This window comes from Kaistella sp. (genome assembly GCF_049588135.1).
Classification (GTDB): domain Bacteria; phylum Bacteroidota; class Bacteroidia; order Flavobacteriales; family Weeksellaceae; genus Kaistella.
Genome location: NZ_JBAVFG010000125.1, coordinates 22,158 through 36,450, shown reverse-complemented (window position 1 = coordinate 36,450; position 14,293 = coordinate 22,158). Strand labels below are relative to the sequence as shown.

General features: G+C 35.9%; 11 protein-coding genes and 1 rRNA gene. 10 read left to right on the top strand and 2 right to left on the bottom strand.

Going from position 1 to position 14,293, the window contains the following annotated elements:
- Positions 1-88: ribosomal RNA gene (rrf, locus tag WBY99_RS07270) — 5S ribosomal RNA — on the top strand; the annotation flags it as partial.
- A gap of 82 nt (positions 89-170) precedes the next feature.
- The gene (locus tag WBY99_RS07265) at positions 171-1,094 is read left to right on the top strand and encodes an NAD(P)-dependent oxidoreductase (RefSeq protein WP_423975667.1); all 924 of its coding nucleotides are present in this window, start codon (positions 171-173) and stop codon (positions 1,092-1,094) included.
- Here the strand turns inward: WBY99_RS07265 and WBY99_RS07260 are convergent.
- Together WBY99_RS07260 and WBY99_RS07255 are read right to left on the bottom strand one after the other, a co-directional pair.
- A complete protein-coding gene (locus WBY99_RS07260; protein WP_423975666.1) occupies positions 1,072-1,872 on the bottom strand; it encodes an aspartate dehydrogenase domain-containing protein in 801 nt (266 codons plus the stop codon). The two genes, WBY99_RS07265 and WBY99_RS07260, sit on opposite strands and share 23 nt — an antisense overlap.
- A gap of 234 nt (positions 1,873-2,106) precedes the next feature.
- The gene (locus tag WBY99_RS07255) at positions 2,107-5,274 is read right to left on the bottom strand and encodes a pectinesterase family protein (RefSeq protein ID WP_423975665.1); all 3,168 of its coding nucleotides are present in this window, start codon (positions 5,272-5,274) and stop codon (positions 2,107-2,109) included.
- Between the two features lie 518 nt (positions 5,275-5,792).
- On the opposite strand from WBY99_RS07255, the gene kduI reads away from it, so the two are divergent.
- The 8 genes from kduI to WBY99_RS07215 all read left to right on the top strand — a co-directional run bounded on the left by kduI (position 5,793) and on the right by WBY99_RS07215 (position 14,286).
- Positions 5,793-6,629, top strand: coding sequence for a 5-dehydro-4-deoxy-D-glucuronate isomerase (gene kduI, locus WBY99_RS07250; protein ID WP_423975664.1), 837 nt, complete (start codon positions 5,793-5,795; stop codon positions 6,627-6,629).
- A gap of 4 nt (positions 6,630-6,633) precedes the next feature.
- The gene (locus WBY99_RS07245) at positions 6,634-7,419 is read left to right on the top strand and encodes a gluconate 5-dehydrogenase (RefSeq protein ID WP_423975663.1); all 786 of its coding nucleotides are present in this window, start codon (positions 6,634-6,636) and stop codon (positions 7,417-7,419) included.
- 15 nt (positions 7,420-7,434) lie between these two features.
- Positions 7,435-8,835, top strand: a complete 1,401-nt coding sequence (uxaC, locus tag WBY99_RS07240; RefSeq protein WP_423975662.1) for a glucuronate isomerase — start codon at positions 7,435-7,437, stop codon at positions 8,833-8,835.
- A 75-nt stretch (positions 8,836-8,910) separates the two neighbouring features.
- Positions 8,911-9,951 carry a PfkB family carbohydrate kinase gene (locus WBY99_RS07235; protein WP_423975661.1) on the top strand — a complete coding sequence of 347 codons (1,041 nt, stop codon included), beginning with the start codon at positions 8,911-8,913 and terminating at the stop codon, positions 9,949-9,951.
- A 5-nt stretch (positions 9,952-9,956) separates the two neighbouring features.
- Positions 9,957-10,406, top strand: a complete 450-nt coding sequence (locus WBY99_RS07230) for a YhcH/YjgK/YiaL family protein (RefSeq protein ID WP_423975660.1) — start codon at positions 9,957-9,959, stop codon at positions 10,404-10,406.
- Positions 10,407-10,587: 181 nt separating this feature from the next.
- Positions 10,588-11,250: a bifunctional 4-hydroxy-2-oxoglutarate aldolase/2-dehydro-3-deoxy-phosphogluconate aldolase gene (locus WBY99_RS07225; protein ID WP_423975659.1), complete on the top strand. Its 663-nt coding sequence runs from the start codon at positions 10,588-10,590 to the stop codon at positions 11,248-11,250.
- 31 nt (positions 11,251-11,281) lie between these two features.
- Positions 11,282-12,817: an MFS transporter gene (locus WBY99_RS07220; protein WP_423975658.1), complete on the top strand. Its 1,536-nt coding sequence runs from the start codon at positions 11,282-11,284 to the stop codon at positions 12,815-12,817.
- Between the two features lie 5 nt (positions 12,818-12,822).
- Entirely contained in the window at positions 12,823-14,286 is a 1,464-nt protein-coding gene (locus WBY99_RS07215) for a tagaturonate reductase (RefSeq protein ID WP_423975657.1), read from the top strand.
- Positions 14,287-14,293: the final 7 nt, after the last annotated feature.

The window sequence follows — 14,293 nt, the reverse complement described above, 5'->3', positions numbered from 1 at the left end:
GGCTCACCTGTTCCCATTCCGAACACAGAAGTTAAGCCCTCTAGCGCCGATGGTACTGCTAACGCGGGAGAGTAGGTCGCCGCCAGTTTTTTTAAACCTCAATCATTTACTTGATTGAGGTTTTTTTTTGAAATAAACTTAAGTGAGACCAGACAAAAAATATATTATTTATGATTTTTAAAAAACTTATTGCGCTTGAACCATTGAATTTAATTCCATCAGCAGAAAAAAAATTGGAATCCTTTGCAGAAAATGTACTGATTTATAACGATATACCTTCTTCAATTGCTGAAATTATTGAACGAATTGACGATGCAGATGCGGTATTGGTGAGCTATACAACAACGCTGGGACGAGAAGTTTTAGAACAATGCCCGAATATTAAATATATTGGAATGTGTTGTTCGCTTTACAGCGCAGAAAGTGCCAATGTAGATATTCTGTATGCTAATTCGATGGGCATCGCCGTTACCGGAATTAGAGATTATGGTGATGAAGGCGTGGTAGAGTATGTGGTGAGCGAGTTGATTAGATGTTTACACGGTTTTGGGAACAATCCAAATGGAAAGCCAAGAAAACCCTGGAGCGAAATACCCCGTGAAATTACTGGAATAAAAGTCGGCATTATCGGCTTAGGAAAATCAGGCGAAATGATTGCTGATGCGCTTCATTTTTTCGGTGCCGAAATTTCTTATTTTTCTAGAACAAGGAAACCCGAATCGGAAAAGAAAGGATATCGCTATTTGCCTTTAAACGAATTACTTGCAGGAAATGAAGTCCTAATTACTTGTTTAAATAAAAATACAATTTTACTGCATGAGGAAGAATTCAAATATTTAGGCAATCGTAAAATGCTTTTCAATACAGGTTTATCTCCGGCTTGGGATGAGGAACCGTTTGTAAAATGGCTTGCAGGAGATAACCTTGCCTATTGTGATACCATCGGTGCATTGGGTTCCGAAAAATTGGTTAAGCATCCGCAAGTGGTTTGCATGGAGGTTTCCTCTGGCAGAACGAGTCAGGCATTTATTCGATTAAGTGAAAAGGTCTTGAGCAATATTACCAATTATCTTAAAAAGCAATCGGAGAAGTAATATTCCGCAAAGTATTTACCACGCTCCAACCTGCGATTTGCGCCGTTTTACTGTAAACATCTATAACGGCGTGAATTTGATCACTTTTGACTTCAATTCGATGATTATCACCCACAAAATCTGGGATTGAGTTGATAGAAACTTTCACGTTTTTTGGTCCGGTTGAGGCTAAAGCAGCCGCAACAGCCACATTTACCCGTGTTGGGAAAAGTGCAATTGCTTCCGCAGCATTTCCTTCAAAAACCTGGCGTTCTTCTGTTTGTAAAGTTTCATCATAAACCTCCGTGTTTTTTAAAGAATTCGGTCCTTTTTTAGTTTCAAAAGTAACTTTACTTTCCTCCATTAAAGAGACCGTTCGTAAAACATCGAAACCACCAATCGCACCAGAAGCAATATGCACACGGGTTCCGTTTTCCGATGCCGTTTTCGATACGAGTTTATAAAATTCTTCGTCTGCAAATGCGCCGATAGACAAGGTGACAATCGAAGAACCATTTTTCAGTGCTGGAATGGCTAATTCTTTTAAAGAACTTGGAGAAGCTGTTTCCACGATATAATCTGGTTTTAGATCGATAAATTCTTCTAAGGAATGGCAGGGTTTACAAATGAAATCTGGATTTGAATTTTGGATATTTTTGGCAATGTTTTCCGCTTTTTCAAAAGTTCTTGAATAAGTTCCGATCAATTTATAATCGGGTAATAATCCTTTATTTAAAGCTTCCACGACGATATTTGCAAGTTTGCCACAACCTACGATTGCTAAAGTTTTTGTTCCCATGATGCGAACATAATAATTTTATTTTGTCATCGCAAAAAATGGAGTCATCAATTTAGTCCAGTGAGTTGGTATGAACTGTAGATGCGCCCCTTTTCTGAGGAATTAAAAAGACAAATTCAGCAACTGTTTAAATTGGCTAATGTTGCCAGCTAAACTGTCTTTAAAATGATTGATTTAGTATTAAAAAAAAGACCGCCTCATAGTAGAGACGGTCTGAATGTGAAATGTTTATTTCTATTTACTCAAAACTTTTACAGATTTTATGCCGTCATTCGATTGAACGGTTACCAAATATATTCCTTTTGGTAACTCAAAATCAGTGTCTGATTTTGTGATGAAAATCTTTGCTAAAGAGCCGTTCATGTGATACACTTTTACTTCAGTATTCATTTTAACATTAGAAATATAAACTGACTTTTCAGAAATGAAGACATTCACAGTCGTTTTAGAATTGCTGTTCGTGTCTCCTAAAGTTGCAAGATTAAACGGATCCCAATTGTCATTCCCTTTTGTGAAATTAAAAGGCGTGATTTCTGTTGTATCCGTTAAGAAAGGCGTTGTTAAAACTTTTGACCATGGTTCACGGTTTGCAGAATTATTCACTCCGGATAATTCTGTAGTTTGATATTCATAAACCCGGTCTGAAGTTCCGCTCAAAGTATTAAGCCAACCCGCAGGGGAAATTAAAGAAACCCCGGAAAAACCTGGCACATCAGAGGTTTCAACGGCTGTTTTATACATCACCGTTTCCCCAGTATTTGCCGCCCATGGACGACCAAAATATCCTGGTTTCGCACGATATTGTGAAGCAGTTTCAGTTCCTGGGATTGCGGAACCAACCGTACATTCATACAACAAAAATCCTCTTCCAGATAAATGTTGTGGCGCGGTAAGATAAGATACATCTGAAGAAACATCACTGGTATTCATTGCGAATTTGGTCTGGTAAAACACCGCCGTCATCGAACCGAAAATATAATCCACAGCTCCCATCATTACGCCTTTGTAAACGGCAACTCTAGAATTAGTTCCCCCGTAAAAAGAATCTTGTCTTCCGACAACCCTACAGTTTTTTAGAAAAACCTTATCTGTACCATTTGTTACAGCAATTGCCGCCGCCCTTTCTACAAATGATTTATTTTGAACTGCAATATCTCCCAATGAAGTCGGTCTCTGTCCTTTATTTCCAACAACCATTACCAAAACATCTGCTGATTCTTTCTGTGAAATATATTGGTTAAAAGAGTTTTCGAAGATGATATCTTCTGCTTCGAAATTATTCGCATTAATGACGACCGTTGCGTTCCAAAAAGAATTGTTTGTCGTTCCACTTACATTTGTGTAGTCTGTAAAACCGTTTTCTTTGTTAATATTTAATGCATTTTCATTCCATTTATTGTCTTTTCCCTGACTGAAATAATTATATCCAACTCCATAATAAGAAGTAATTCGCACTGCATTTGGCGAAATTCCAACCCCTTTATTGGTAAGATCGATACTTGGCGTAGAAGATGCATTTTTTAAAGTGATGTTCGAACTTTTAATCACAATCATTTCTTCGTAATTTCCTGGATCTACGAGAATCGTAACTCTTTCGTTATCGGTTCTTGCCATTCTAGAAACCGCTTCTAAAGCATCATTAATGGTTTGATACGTTTTATTGCTTCCCACCGTAATTGAAGGAGTATAAGCAACAATTGGCGAACGGGAAATACGAGAAATATAAGTAGTTGCAGCACTTGTTATTACTGCATTTCCAGCACTTGTTCCTGGATAAACATATTCATAATTTTCTACCAAAGAAGTACTTCCACTTGTGGTAATGACTTGTGGCTGACCATTAACAGAAAAATTGGCAGCATAATAATAAGAAATGGTCATTTTTTCTCCCGGATTCATCGGCACCATAATCGTAGAACCCGCCTGACAAATAAGATGTCCTTTGGCTATTTCATTTGCAATATTTCCTGTGAAAGCTAAGCCTTTATAATAGGGCGTTGAAGTGGTAATTGATTGACCATTAAAAGTCCAATTGTTAACAGGAACAAATTTTAAAGTTTTTGTAGCAGGAGCGTTATTTATTTTCAAATAAGAAGTCGCTTGCAATTCTAGTGGAAAAGCATCTAAACCAGAACTGGCAATCGTGTAAGATCCGTTTCTGAGAGAAATCGCATTAAGATCTGCAAAATTATAAACATATCCAGATTCATTGACATTTGAAAAAGAAAGTTTGAGCTGGTTCTTTTCGGAAGCACTTAAACCTGAAGTAGAAATAGAAACCGCAGATTTTTCTTTCGGGCTAAACTCAATATTCCTCGTGGTATCTTGTGGAGAAATCTGAATCGTATTCGCTAGAATTTCGTCATCATTAACTCCTGTTGCAGAAATTGTGTATAAAATATTGGCTTCCAAACTAACGGAATAAGTTGACGTAATTTTATTAACAACTGGTTTTGGAACAAAGACCGAATTTGAATTCGGATCTACCGTAAAAGCCAAACCAAGATTATTAATTCGAGTATCCAATCCGGTGATAGAACCTGTCAATTTATATAAAGTCACCTGAGCAATCGCAATATCATAAGAAGTCGTGGAAGGATTTACAGATAAACTTTCGCCGCTGGTAAGTACATAACCATTCGCATTTCCTAAACTAAGGGTATACGTATAATTTGCTGGCAAAGTAACAGAATAGGTACCACCGTTAATTGGAGCAGACCATGATTTCCCAGCTTCATTAGTGAAAATAAGCGAATAATTTGGAGGAATTACAGTTGTTTGAGAAGTATCAACAGTACCCGAAAAAGTAATATATTGAGCTGCTTTCCTTTGAATACGATAATAACTCGGTTTGCTTACACTTTCGAAGATATTATAATTTCCTGCAGTTTTGGCTACAAATTTATATTCAGCAGCGGTAACGGTAGTTGAAATCTGATTCGTTTGTGTCGCTGGATTTGCAACATTTACAAAATTCAATAATCCCGCTGCATCAGAATTGGTAAAGACAGAAACTTCATCATCTTCATTTAAAGCTAAAGTTAAAAATCTTCCTGTTGCAGCACCCGCATTTACATATAATCTTCCAGTATATCCTGCTGCAGAACCAGCACCGAGATTCGTGTCAAATCTTGTAAGATTGGTATTGCTCGTTCGCAATCGATCGTTTGAACCGCCAGTCCAAGATAATTCTTGCGCAGAAAAACTGGTAGGCATTGGAATGTTGGTACTTCCAGCCGCAACAGAATACCAAGCATTAATTGAAGACTCGCTCAGTTTATTATTAAAAAGAGATTGATCAAGTTGCTGCGCACCAAAATCCCAAACATCTGTTTTCTGTTGTCCGAAAACCAATGTAACACCTAAGGAAAGTGTTACTGAAAACAATAATTTTTTAAACATATTTTTAATTTTTGGGGTAGAAAGAATTCATTCTATTGTAGATTATTAAATCAAATTTTACTTGTAATCGATTACGCAAATTTAAAATAAAATTACATATTAAATGATATTATTACTAAATTTTTAAAAAATAACAAGAGAATGTTATATAATTTTATTGATTCATAAATTAGGATTTTACATTGATATTTATTTCCTAAGCAATGGAACTATTTTATACAATTAAAAAAAACTCAAAAATTAAATAAAAAAAGAATCATTTAAAATGAGATAAAGAGTCGCGGAGCGACGAACTATTGTAGGGAAATTTGAAATATTGAAATGGAGCTCCAGAGGAGCGACCAATACTTTTTTTCAAACTCATCTATTTAAACTTCAATAAAATAAAAATTTACTCAATAAAACTCTACGATCAAATTAGACATCAATCAAACTCCAAACATTTAAAAAAAAAATTATTTTCTCATATTGAAAAATTATATTACATTTGTGTAATCGATTACATTTAAAGTTTTAATATGACAAAATATAGTTTCAGGTACGCATCTCATCCAAATGACGCAAAGAGTTACGACACATCGAGAATTAGACAAGAATTCTTGATCGATAATCTCTTCAATGAAAATCAAATCAATCTTGTTTATTCGATGTATGATCGATTAATTGTTGGTGGAGCAATGCCTGTAGATAACGATGTAAAACTAGAAACAATTCCCTATTTAAAGTCAGAAAATTTCTTAGATCGCAGAGAATTGGGGATTATAAATGTTGGTGGTGAAGGTGTGGTTTCTGTGGATGGCGAAAAATTTATCCTAAATAAAAAAGAAGCACTTTACGTTGGTATGGGCGCAAAAGAAGTCACTTTTAAAAGTACCTCCGAGAACCCTGCTCTTTTTTATCTAAATTCCGCACCAGCTCATAAACATTTTCCGAATAAAAAAATCACCAAAGAAAATGCAGAAATCGTTCACTTAGGCGACGATATCACCGCAAACAAAAGAATTCTAAATAAACTTATTGTTAACAGTATTGTAGAAACTTGTCAGTTACAAATGGGTTTAACTGAACTTTTGCCTGGAAACATCTGGAATACAATGCCTTCTCATACACACGAAAGAAGAATGGAAGCTTATTTCTATTTTGATGTGGCAGAAGGGCAATCGATTGCGCATTTTATGGGAGATCCAAAAGAAACCCGTCATATTTTCATTCAAAATAATCAAGCGGTTTTATCTCCGGAATGGTCGATTCATTCAGGAGCTGGAACTTCCAATTATTCCTTTATTTGGGGAATGGCAGGAGAAAATTTAGATTATGGAGATATGGATATTGTTGCCGCAAACGAATTAAAATAGTGCTATGAATTTATTTGATTTAAAAGGCAAAAACGCAATCATAACCGGCGGAACTCACGGTTTGGGAATGGCGATGGCGGAAGCTTTAGCAGCAGCTGGCGCGCAAATTATCATTACAGGAAACACGCCTTCAAAAATGGAAAAAGCACTAGAGTATTATCATTCTAAAGGGTATTCTGCAAAAGGCTATTTATTTGATGTTACCGACGAAATTTCAGCGAAAGAAAATATAGAAACCATTTTTAAAGAAATTGGAGATATTCATATTTTGGTGAATAATGCTGGAATTATTCAAAGAGAACCTGCTATTTCAATGGCAGTTTCCGATTTCCGAAAAGTAATCGATGTCGATTTGGTTGGTCCTTTCATCATGTCTCAATTAGTTGCCAAACAAATGATTGAACGCAAAGAAGGGAAAATAATCAACATCTGTTCGATGATGAGCGAATTGGGTAGAAATACTGTTTCCGCTTATGCCGCAGCAAAAGGTGGTTTGAAAATGCTCACCAAAAATTTAGCGACAGAATGGGCAAAATACAATATTCAAGTCAACGGAATTGGTCCCGGATATTTTGCTACTGCTCAAACTGAACCAATTAGAGTTGACGGTCATCCTTTCAACGATTTTATTATCAGCAGAACTCCTGCTGCGAGATGGGGAAACCCCGAGGATCTGGGAGGAACAGTCGTTTTTCTTTCCTCAAAAGCGAGCGACTTTGTAAACGGGCAAATAATTTATGTGGATGGCGGAATTCTCGCAACCATCGGTAAACCTTCCAACGAAGACTAAAAATTTTTAATAAAAATGAGCACAAATTTCATCCACGATAATTTCCTTTTAGAAAATAAATATGCAGAAGAGCTGTATCATCAATATTCTAAAAACCAACCGATTATCGATTACCATAATCACCTTTCTCCCAAATTAATTGCAGAAAATAATATTTTTCAAAACATTACCGATGTTTGGATTAAAGGCGATCACTACAAATGGAGAGCGATGCGAACGTTGGGAATTAACGAAGATTTTATTACGGGAAATGCTTCCGATAAAGATAAATTTTTGCAATGGGGAAAAACCGTTCCTCACACGATGAGAAATCCTTTGTATCATTGGACTCATCTAGAATTGGCAAGGTATTTTGGCATCACCGATTTGCTGAATGAAAAATCGGCGGAAAAAATTTACGAAGAAACCTCTTCAAAATTGCAAACTGCAGAATATTCCACTCAGAATTTATTGAAAAAAGTAAATGCTGAACTGGTTTGTACTACCGAAGATCCAATCGATAATTTAGAATACCATCAACAATATAAAGCGCAAAATACCAGCGTGAAAATGAGTACTGCTTTTCGTCCAGACAAAGCGATTTTGATTGAAAACGAAGGCTACAACGATTATATTGATTCTTTAGGAAAAGTGTCAGACATTGAAATTCAGAATTATCAGGATTTGAAAGATGCGCTTCAAAAAAGAATTGTTTTCTTTAATGAAAATGGTTGCAAATTATGCGACCACGGTTTAGATCAAATTGAGTTCGAAAACTTTACTGAAAACGAAATTGACGAAATTTTTAAAAATAAAAGAGAAAACAAGGAAATTACGCATCAACAAGCCTTGAAATTCCAAAGTGCGATTTTATTATTTTTAGCAGAAACGTACCATGAATTCGGTTGGGTACAGCAATTTCACTTGGGTGCTTTGAGAAACAATAATGCGAGAATGCTGAAGATTTTAGGTCCAGACACTGGTTGGGATTCGATTGGAGATTTTTCTCAAGCTGCAAAATTATCACAATTCCTAAATGCTTTAGATTCTAAAGATAAATTGACAAAAACGATTTTGTATAATTTAAATCCCGCAGATAATGAAGTTCTGGCAACCATGATTGGTAATTTCAATGACGGAAGCGTGAAAGGGAAAGTACAATTCGGTTCCGGATGGTGGTTTTTGGATCAAAAAGATGGCATGACCAAACAAATGAATGCGCTTTCAAATATGGGATTAATCAGTTGTTTCATCGGAATGCTGACCGATTCTAGAAGCTTTTTATCTTTTCCGCGTCACGAATATTTCCGCAGAGTTCTATGTAATCTTTTAGGAAAAGAAATTGAAAGCGGCGAATTGCCAAATGAAATGGAATGGATTGGGAAAATGGTTTCCGACATTAGTTACAATAATGCAAAAGAGTATTTTAATTTCTAAAAATTGCAATCGATTAACGTAGTGATTTGTGTAAAAAAAGAGAAGATTTTATAAAATAAAAAAACGATTATAAAAATGAGTAAAGTAGTCACATTTGGTGAAATCATGTTAAGATTGGCACCAGCAGGATTTTTAAGATTTTCACAGGCCGATAATTTCGATGTGGTTTACGGTGGTGGTGAATCAAATGTTGCAGTTTCATTAGCAAATTATGGAATTCCTGTTGATTTTGTAACCCGTTTACCGAAAAATGACATCGGACAATGTGCCATGATGGAAATGAGAAAACGTGGTGTTGGCGTAGATAAAATTGTTTGGGGTGGTGACCGATTGGGAATTTATTTCCTGGAAACCGGCGCGGTAAGCAGAGGAAGCAAAGTAGTTTATGACCGTGCTCATTCTGCAATGTCGGAAATTCAGTCTGGAATGATTAATTGGGAAGAAGTTTTCGAAGGCGTTGAATGGTTCCACTGGACCGGGATTACACCTGCTATTTCCCAGAGTTCTGCAGACGTTTGTTTAGAAGCGGTAAAAGTGGCCAGCAAATTAGGAATTACGATTTCGACTGACCTTAATTATCGCGCAAAACTATGGAAATATGGTGGCGACAGAGAAGCAATTATGACGGAATTAACTTCCCATTGCGATATTATTTTAGGAAATGAAGAAGACGCAGAAATGCATTTCGGGATCAAACCAGATGGAGCGGCAGTTCAAACGCATGGTCACGATGTAAAAGCAGAAGCATTTTTATCAGTTTGTCAACAAATGATGGCAAAATTCCCGAAAGCGAAAAAAGTAATTACCACTTTAAGAGGTTCAATTTCAGCGTCTCATAATACTTGGGCTGGAGTTTTATATGATGGAAAAGAAATGTTGCAAACCCGTCAATATCAAATTACCGACATCGTAGATCGTGTTGGTGGTGGCGATTCTTTCATGGGTGGTTTGATTTACGGATTATTAACCTATCCAAATGACGATCAAAACGCTTTAGATTTTGCCGTTGCAGCGTCTTGTTTGAAGCATACCATTAAAGGGGATGCCAATTTGGTAACCGTAGATGAAGTAATGAAATTAATGGGAGGCGACGCTTCTGGTAGAGTTGCAAGATAATTATCATGATTATAGATACCCTTAAAAATAGTTCAAAATACGCGGTTTTACATCCCTTATTTGGAAAAGCATTTGATTTTCTAAACCAAAATAATTGGGCAGAATTACCAGATGGAACCATTGAAATCACCGAAGGTTTAAAAGCAATTATCAGCAATAAACCAGGAAAATCTAAAGAAATGAGTCTTTCAAAATTTGAATGCCATGATCACACCATTGATATTCAGGTTTGCGTGAAAGGGCTGGAATCGATCGGTTGGAAACCACGCGAAAAATGTACCAAGCAAAATGGAGAATACAATGCAGAAAAAGATGTTCGGTTTTTTTCAGAAATTCCAGATACTTTTTTTCAGTTACAGGATCATCAATTCGTGATATTTTTTCCGGAAGACGTTCATGCTCCAATGATCGGGGTAGATGATATCAAGAAAATAGTTTTTAAAGTTAAAATTTAAAATAAATGAAATCGCCAAATTATAAGAATGTTTAAAAATTCTCTGAAAATTTCATCAAAATTACTCCCTTTAGGGTTGGGAAATTAATTTTGATGAAATTTAAACAGGCTCTAAACTTCTAAAAAAAGCGGATATATTTTGGCGATTCCATAAGGCCTTTTAAAAAAATAAAAATCTAAATATGAAAAATAACAGTCAATCCGTTTCCGATGCAATTGTGAAACAGGGAATGCTTCCACTTTACTTTAATGCAGACGAAGAAGTAACCTTACAGATTTTAAGAAGTATTTATAAAGCAGGCGTTAGAGCCGTAGAATATACCAATCGTGGTGAAGCAGCTTTGAGAAATTTCACCAAAATGGTTGAAGTTCGAAATGTAGAAATGCCCGACCTTTTATTAGGAATCGGAACCATTAAAAATGTTGAACAGGCAGAAAATTTCTTGAAAGCCGGTGCCGATTTTTTCATTAGTCCGGGATTTGTTCCAGAAGTTGCAGATTTTTTAATCAGTAAAGATTTATTTTACAGCCCGGGTTGCATGACGCCTTCTGAAATTATCGCTGCGGAAAATGCCGGAGTTCAATTCATTAAATTATTTCCTGGAAATATGTTGGGGCCGGATTTTTTGAGCGGAATTAAAGATATTTTCCCAAATTTACTTTTCATGCCAACAGGCGGTGTTGATACGACGAAAGAAAATATTCAAAGTTGGTTCAAAGCTGGTGTTTCTGCGGTAGGAATGGGCAGTAAACTCATCAGCAAACCTTTAATGGAAGCTCGCGATTACGCCACGATTGAGTCTGAAACTAAAAAGGTTATGGAGCTGATTCAAACCATCAAATAGAATTAAATTCTTTTAAAAATAAACTTGTGATATGAAACCACAAAATTCTACAAAACCCAGCAACTTCAGGTGGACTATTTGTACGCTGCTGTTTTTGGCAACCACCATTAATTATATGGATCGACAAGTTCTTTCCCTAACTTGGAAAGATTTTATAGAACCCGAGTTTCATTGGAATAATAATGATTATGGAAACATTACTGCGCTATTTTCAATTTTCTATGCGGTAAGTATGTTTTTTGCCGGAAAACTGGTGGATTGGTTAGATACCAAAAAAGGATTTTTGTGGGCGATTGGGATTTGGTCTGTAGGAGCTTGTTTGCACGCTTTTTGTGGAATCGCAACTTCCGGATTAATTACCGGAGAATGGATCATGAGTTTTGAAGGCTCCAAAGAAGCTTTAGCAAAAGTAGATAATACCGCTTTAATCATCAGTACAAGTGTTACTTTGTTTATTTTCGCAAGATTAATTTTAGCAGTCGGTGAAGCAGGGAATTTCCCTGCAGCAATCAAAACCACCGCCGAATTTTTTCCGAAAAAAGACCGTGCTTTTTCGACGAGTATTTTTAATGCAGGTGCCACTGTTGGAGCTTTAGCCGCACCATTAACCATTCCTTTTATTGCAAGAGCTTATGGTTGGGAAATGGCATTTATCATCATCGGAGCTTTAGGATTTGTGTGGATGGGACTTTGGCAGTTTTATTATAAGAAGCCTCACTTATGTAAAAAATTAAATGATTTAGAATTAAAATATATTCAGCAAGACGACTCTGAGGAAGACGTTGCTAAAAGTATTTCTTCTGAAAAAGAAAAAAGTTTTACGTTCGCGCAAAGTTTCAAACACAGGCAAACTTGGGCTTTTGTTGTGGGTAAATTTATGACCGATGGCGTTTGGTGGTTTTATTTATTCTGGACTCCAGCATATCTAAGTTCTGTGTACGGAATGGACAGTACCAAAAGTGCAATTCCATTATTTATCTTGTACGCAATTACATTACTTTCTATTATTGGTGGTTGGTTGCCGAGATATTTCGTCGATAGATTAGGCATGAATCCATATTCTGGTAGAATGAAAGCCATGTTGATTTTCGCTTTCTTTCCACTTCTGGCTTTGGTGGCGCAACCTGCCGGATCTATTTCCTATTGGTTCCCCGTGATTATTATTGGGATCGCAGGAGCAGCGCATCAGGCGTGGTCAGCCAATATCTTTTCTACTGTTGGCGATATGTTTCCCAAAAGAGCGATCGCTACCATTACGGGAATTGGTGGAATGGCGGGTGGTTTAGGATCTTTCTTAATCAATAAAGGCTCTGGTGTTTTATTCGATTATTCTCATAAAACATGGACGACTATTGATGGAATACCTTTCTTAAATAAATATCCACAATATGCGACAGAACGTATTCCGGAAGATTTATTTGAAAAGTTAAGAAGTTCCGGTGCAGTGATTTCTGACGGGATTAATACAGGATACATGATTATTTTCTCTATTTGTGCGGTGGCTTACTTAATTGCGTGGTTCATCATGAAATCACTTGTGCCGAAATATAATGTTATAAATGATTAATAAAAATGGAAAGTCAAACTAAATTAAAACTAAATAGAGAGAATTATAGCAATAATCAAACGTATCCGATCAAAATATTGCAATTCGGAGAAGGGAATTTCCTGCGTGCTTTTGTTGATTATGCATTTCAAACTTTAAATAAAGAATTAAATTTTAATGCAGGAATCGCTGTAGTGCAACCATTGCAAGGTGGTATGGTGGATTTAATTGAAAAACAAGATGGATTATTCACCCTCTTTTTAAATGGAATTAAAAACAACAATCCAATTCAGGAAATCCATTTAATTGATAACATTGTTAAATGCATCAATCCTTATAAAGATTTTCAGGGTTTCCTGGATGTAGCTAAATTAGATTCTTTAGAATTCGTTATTTCCAATACCACAGAAGCCGGAATCGAATTTGTAGACACCGATGTCATTTCAAATGAAACTCCACAATCTTTCCCTGCGAAACTGGCGGTTTTTCTTTATCAAAGATTTACCCATTTTAAAGGTGATCAGTCGAAAGGTTTAGCCATTATTCCATGTGAACTTATTAATTATAATGCAGATACTTTAAAAAAAGTTTTGTTGCAATATTGTGATCTTTGGAACTTAGAACCAGAATTCAAAACCTGGATTTCCGAAGCCTGTAGTTTTCACAATACTTTGGTAGATCGCATCGTTCCTGGATATCCGCGAAATGAAATCGATCAATACAATGACAAGCTAGATTATCAAGATGATATTTTGGTGACGGCAGAACCGTTTTTCCTTTGGGTGATTGAAGGTGGCGAAGATTTGAAAGCAAAATTACCTTTTCATAAAACCAATTTGGATGTGAAGATTGTAGAAGACATGCAGCCATACCGCACCAGAAAAGTAAGAATCCTGAATGGAATTCACACCGCAATGGTTCCGTTTTCGATCATGTTTGGTAATGAAACCGTACAGCAATCGATGGATAATCCTTTCACCGCAGATTTTATTAAAAAATTAACCTACGATGAAATTATCCCGACTTTAGAAATGGATAAACAGGAATTAAAGAATTTTGCTGATGAAGTTTTAGATCGTTTCAGAAATCCTTTTATCAAACATCAACTTTCAGATATTGCCCTTAATTCTATTCCGAAATTTAAAGTTCGTGTTTTACCGACGATTTTAGATTACATCAAAATAGAAAATAAATTGCCATTAAATTTGGTTTTTGGTTTCGCCGCAATGATTCGTTTTTATCAAGGAAGTTGGAATGGCAAAAATTTACCAATAAAAGATTCCTCAGAAATTGTGGAAGCAATGACGGAATATTGGAGTCAAAATAATCTTCAAAAAACGGTTTCTCAAACTTTAGCAAATCTAGAATTCTGGGATCAGGATTTAAATAAAGTAGAAGGTTTACAAAACGCAATCACCGTTGCAATCTCAGAAATCGATAAAAATGGTATTGAAAAAGGATATCAGAATTTTATACCCCAATTTTCTTAAAAATTTC

Coding starts and splice junctions, on each gene's coding strand:
- WBY99_RS07265 (WP_423975667.1), top strand. CDS start 171: ATGATTTTTAAAAAACTTATTGCGCTTGAACCATTGAATTTAATTCCA.
- WBY99_RS07260 (WP_423975666.1), bottom strand. CDS start 1,872: ATGGGAACAAAAACTTTAGCAATCGTAGGTTGTGGCAAACTTGCAAAT.
- WBY99_RS07255 (WP_423975665.1), bottom strand. CDS start 5,274: ATGTTTAAAAAATTATTGTTTTCAGTAACACTTTCCTTAGGTGTTACA.
- kduI (WP_423975664.1), top strand. CDS start 5,793: ATGACAAAATATAGTTTCAGGTACGCATCTCATCCAAATGACGCAAAG.
- WBY99_RS07245 (WP_423975663.1), top strand. CDS start 6,634: ATGAATTTATTTGATTTAAAAGGCAAAAACGCAATCATAACCGGCGGA.
- uxaC (WP_423975662.1), top strand. CDS start 7,435: ATGAGCACAAATTTCATCCACGATAATTTCCTTTTAGAAAATAAATAT.
- WBY99_RS07235 (WP_423975661.1), top strand. CDS start 8,911: ATGAGTAAAGTAGTCACATTTGGTGAAATCATGTTAAGATTGGCACCA.
- WBY99_RS07230 (WP_423975660.1), top strand. CDS start 9,957: ATGATTATAGATACCCTTAAAAATAGTTCAAAATACGCGGTTTTACAT.
- WBY99_RS07225 (WP_423975659.1), top strand. CDS start 10,588: ATGAAAAATAACAGTCAATCCGTTTCCGATGCAATTGTGAAACAGGGA.
- WBY99_RS07220 (WP_423975658.1), top strand. CDS start 11,282: ATGAAACCACAAAATTCTACAAAACCCAGCAACTTCAGGTGGACTATT.
- WBY99_RS07215 (WP_423975657.1), top strand. CDS start 12,823: ATGGAAAGTCAAACTAAATTAAAACTAAATAGAGAGAATTATAGCAAT.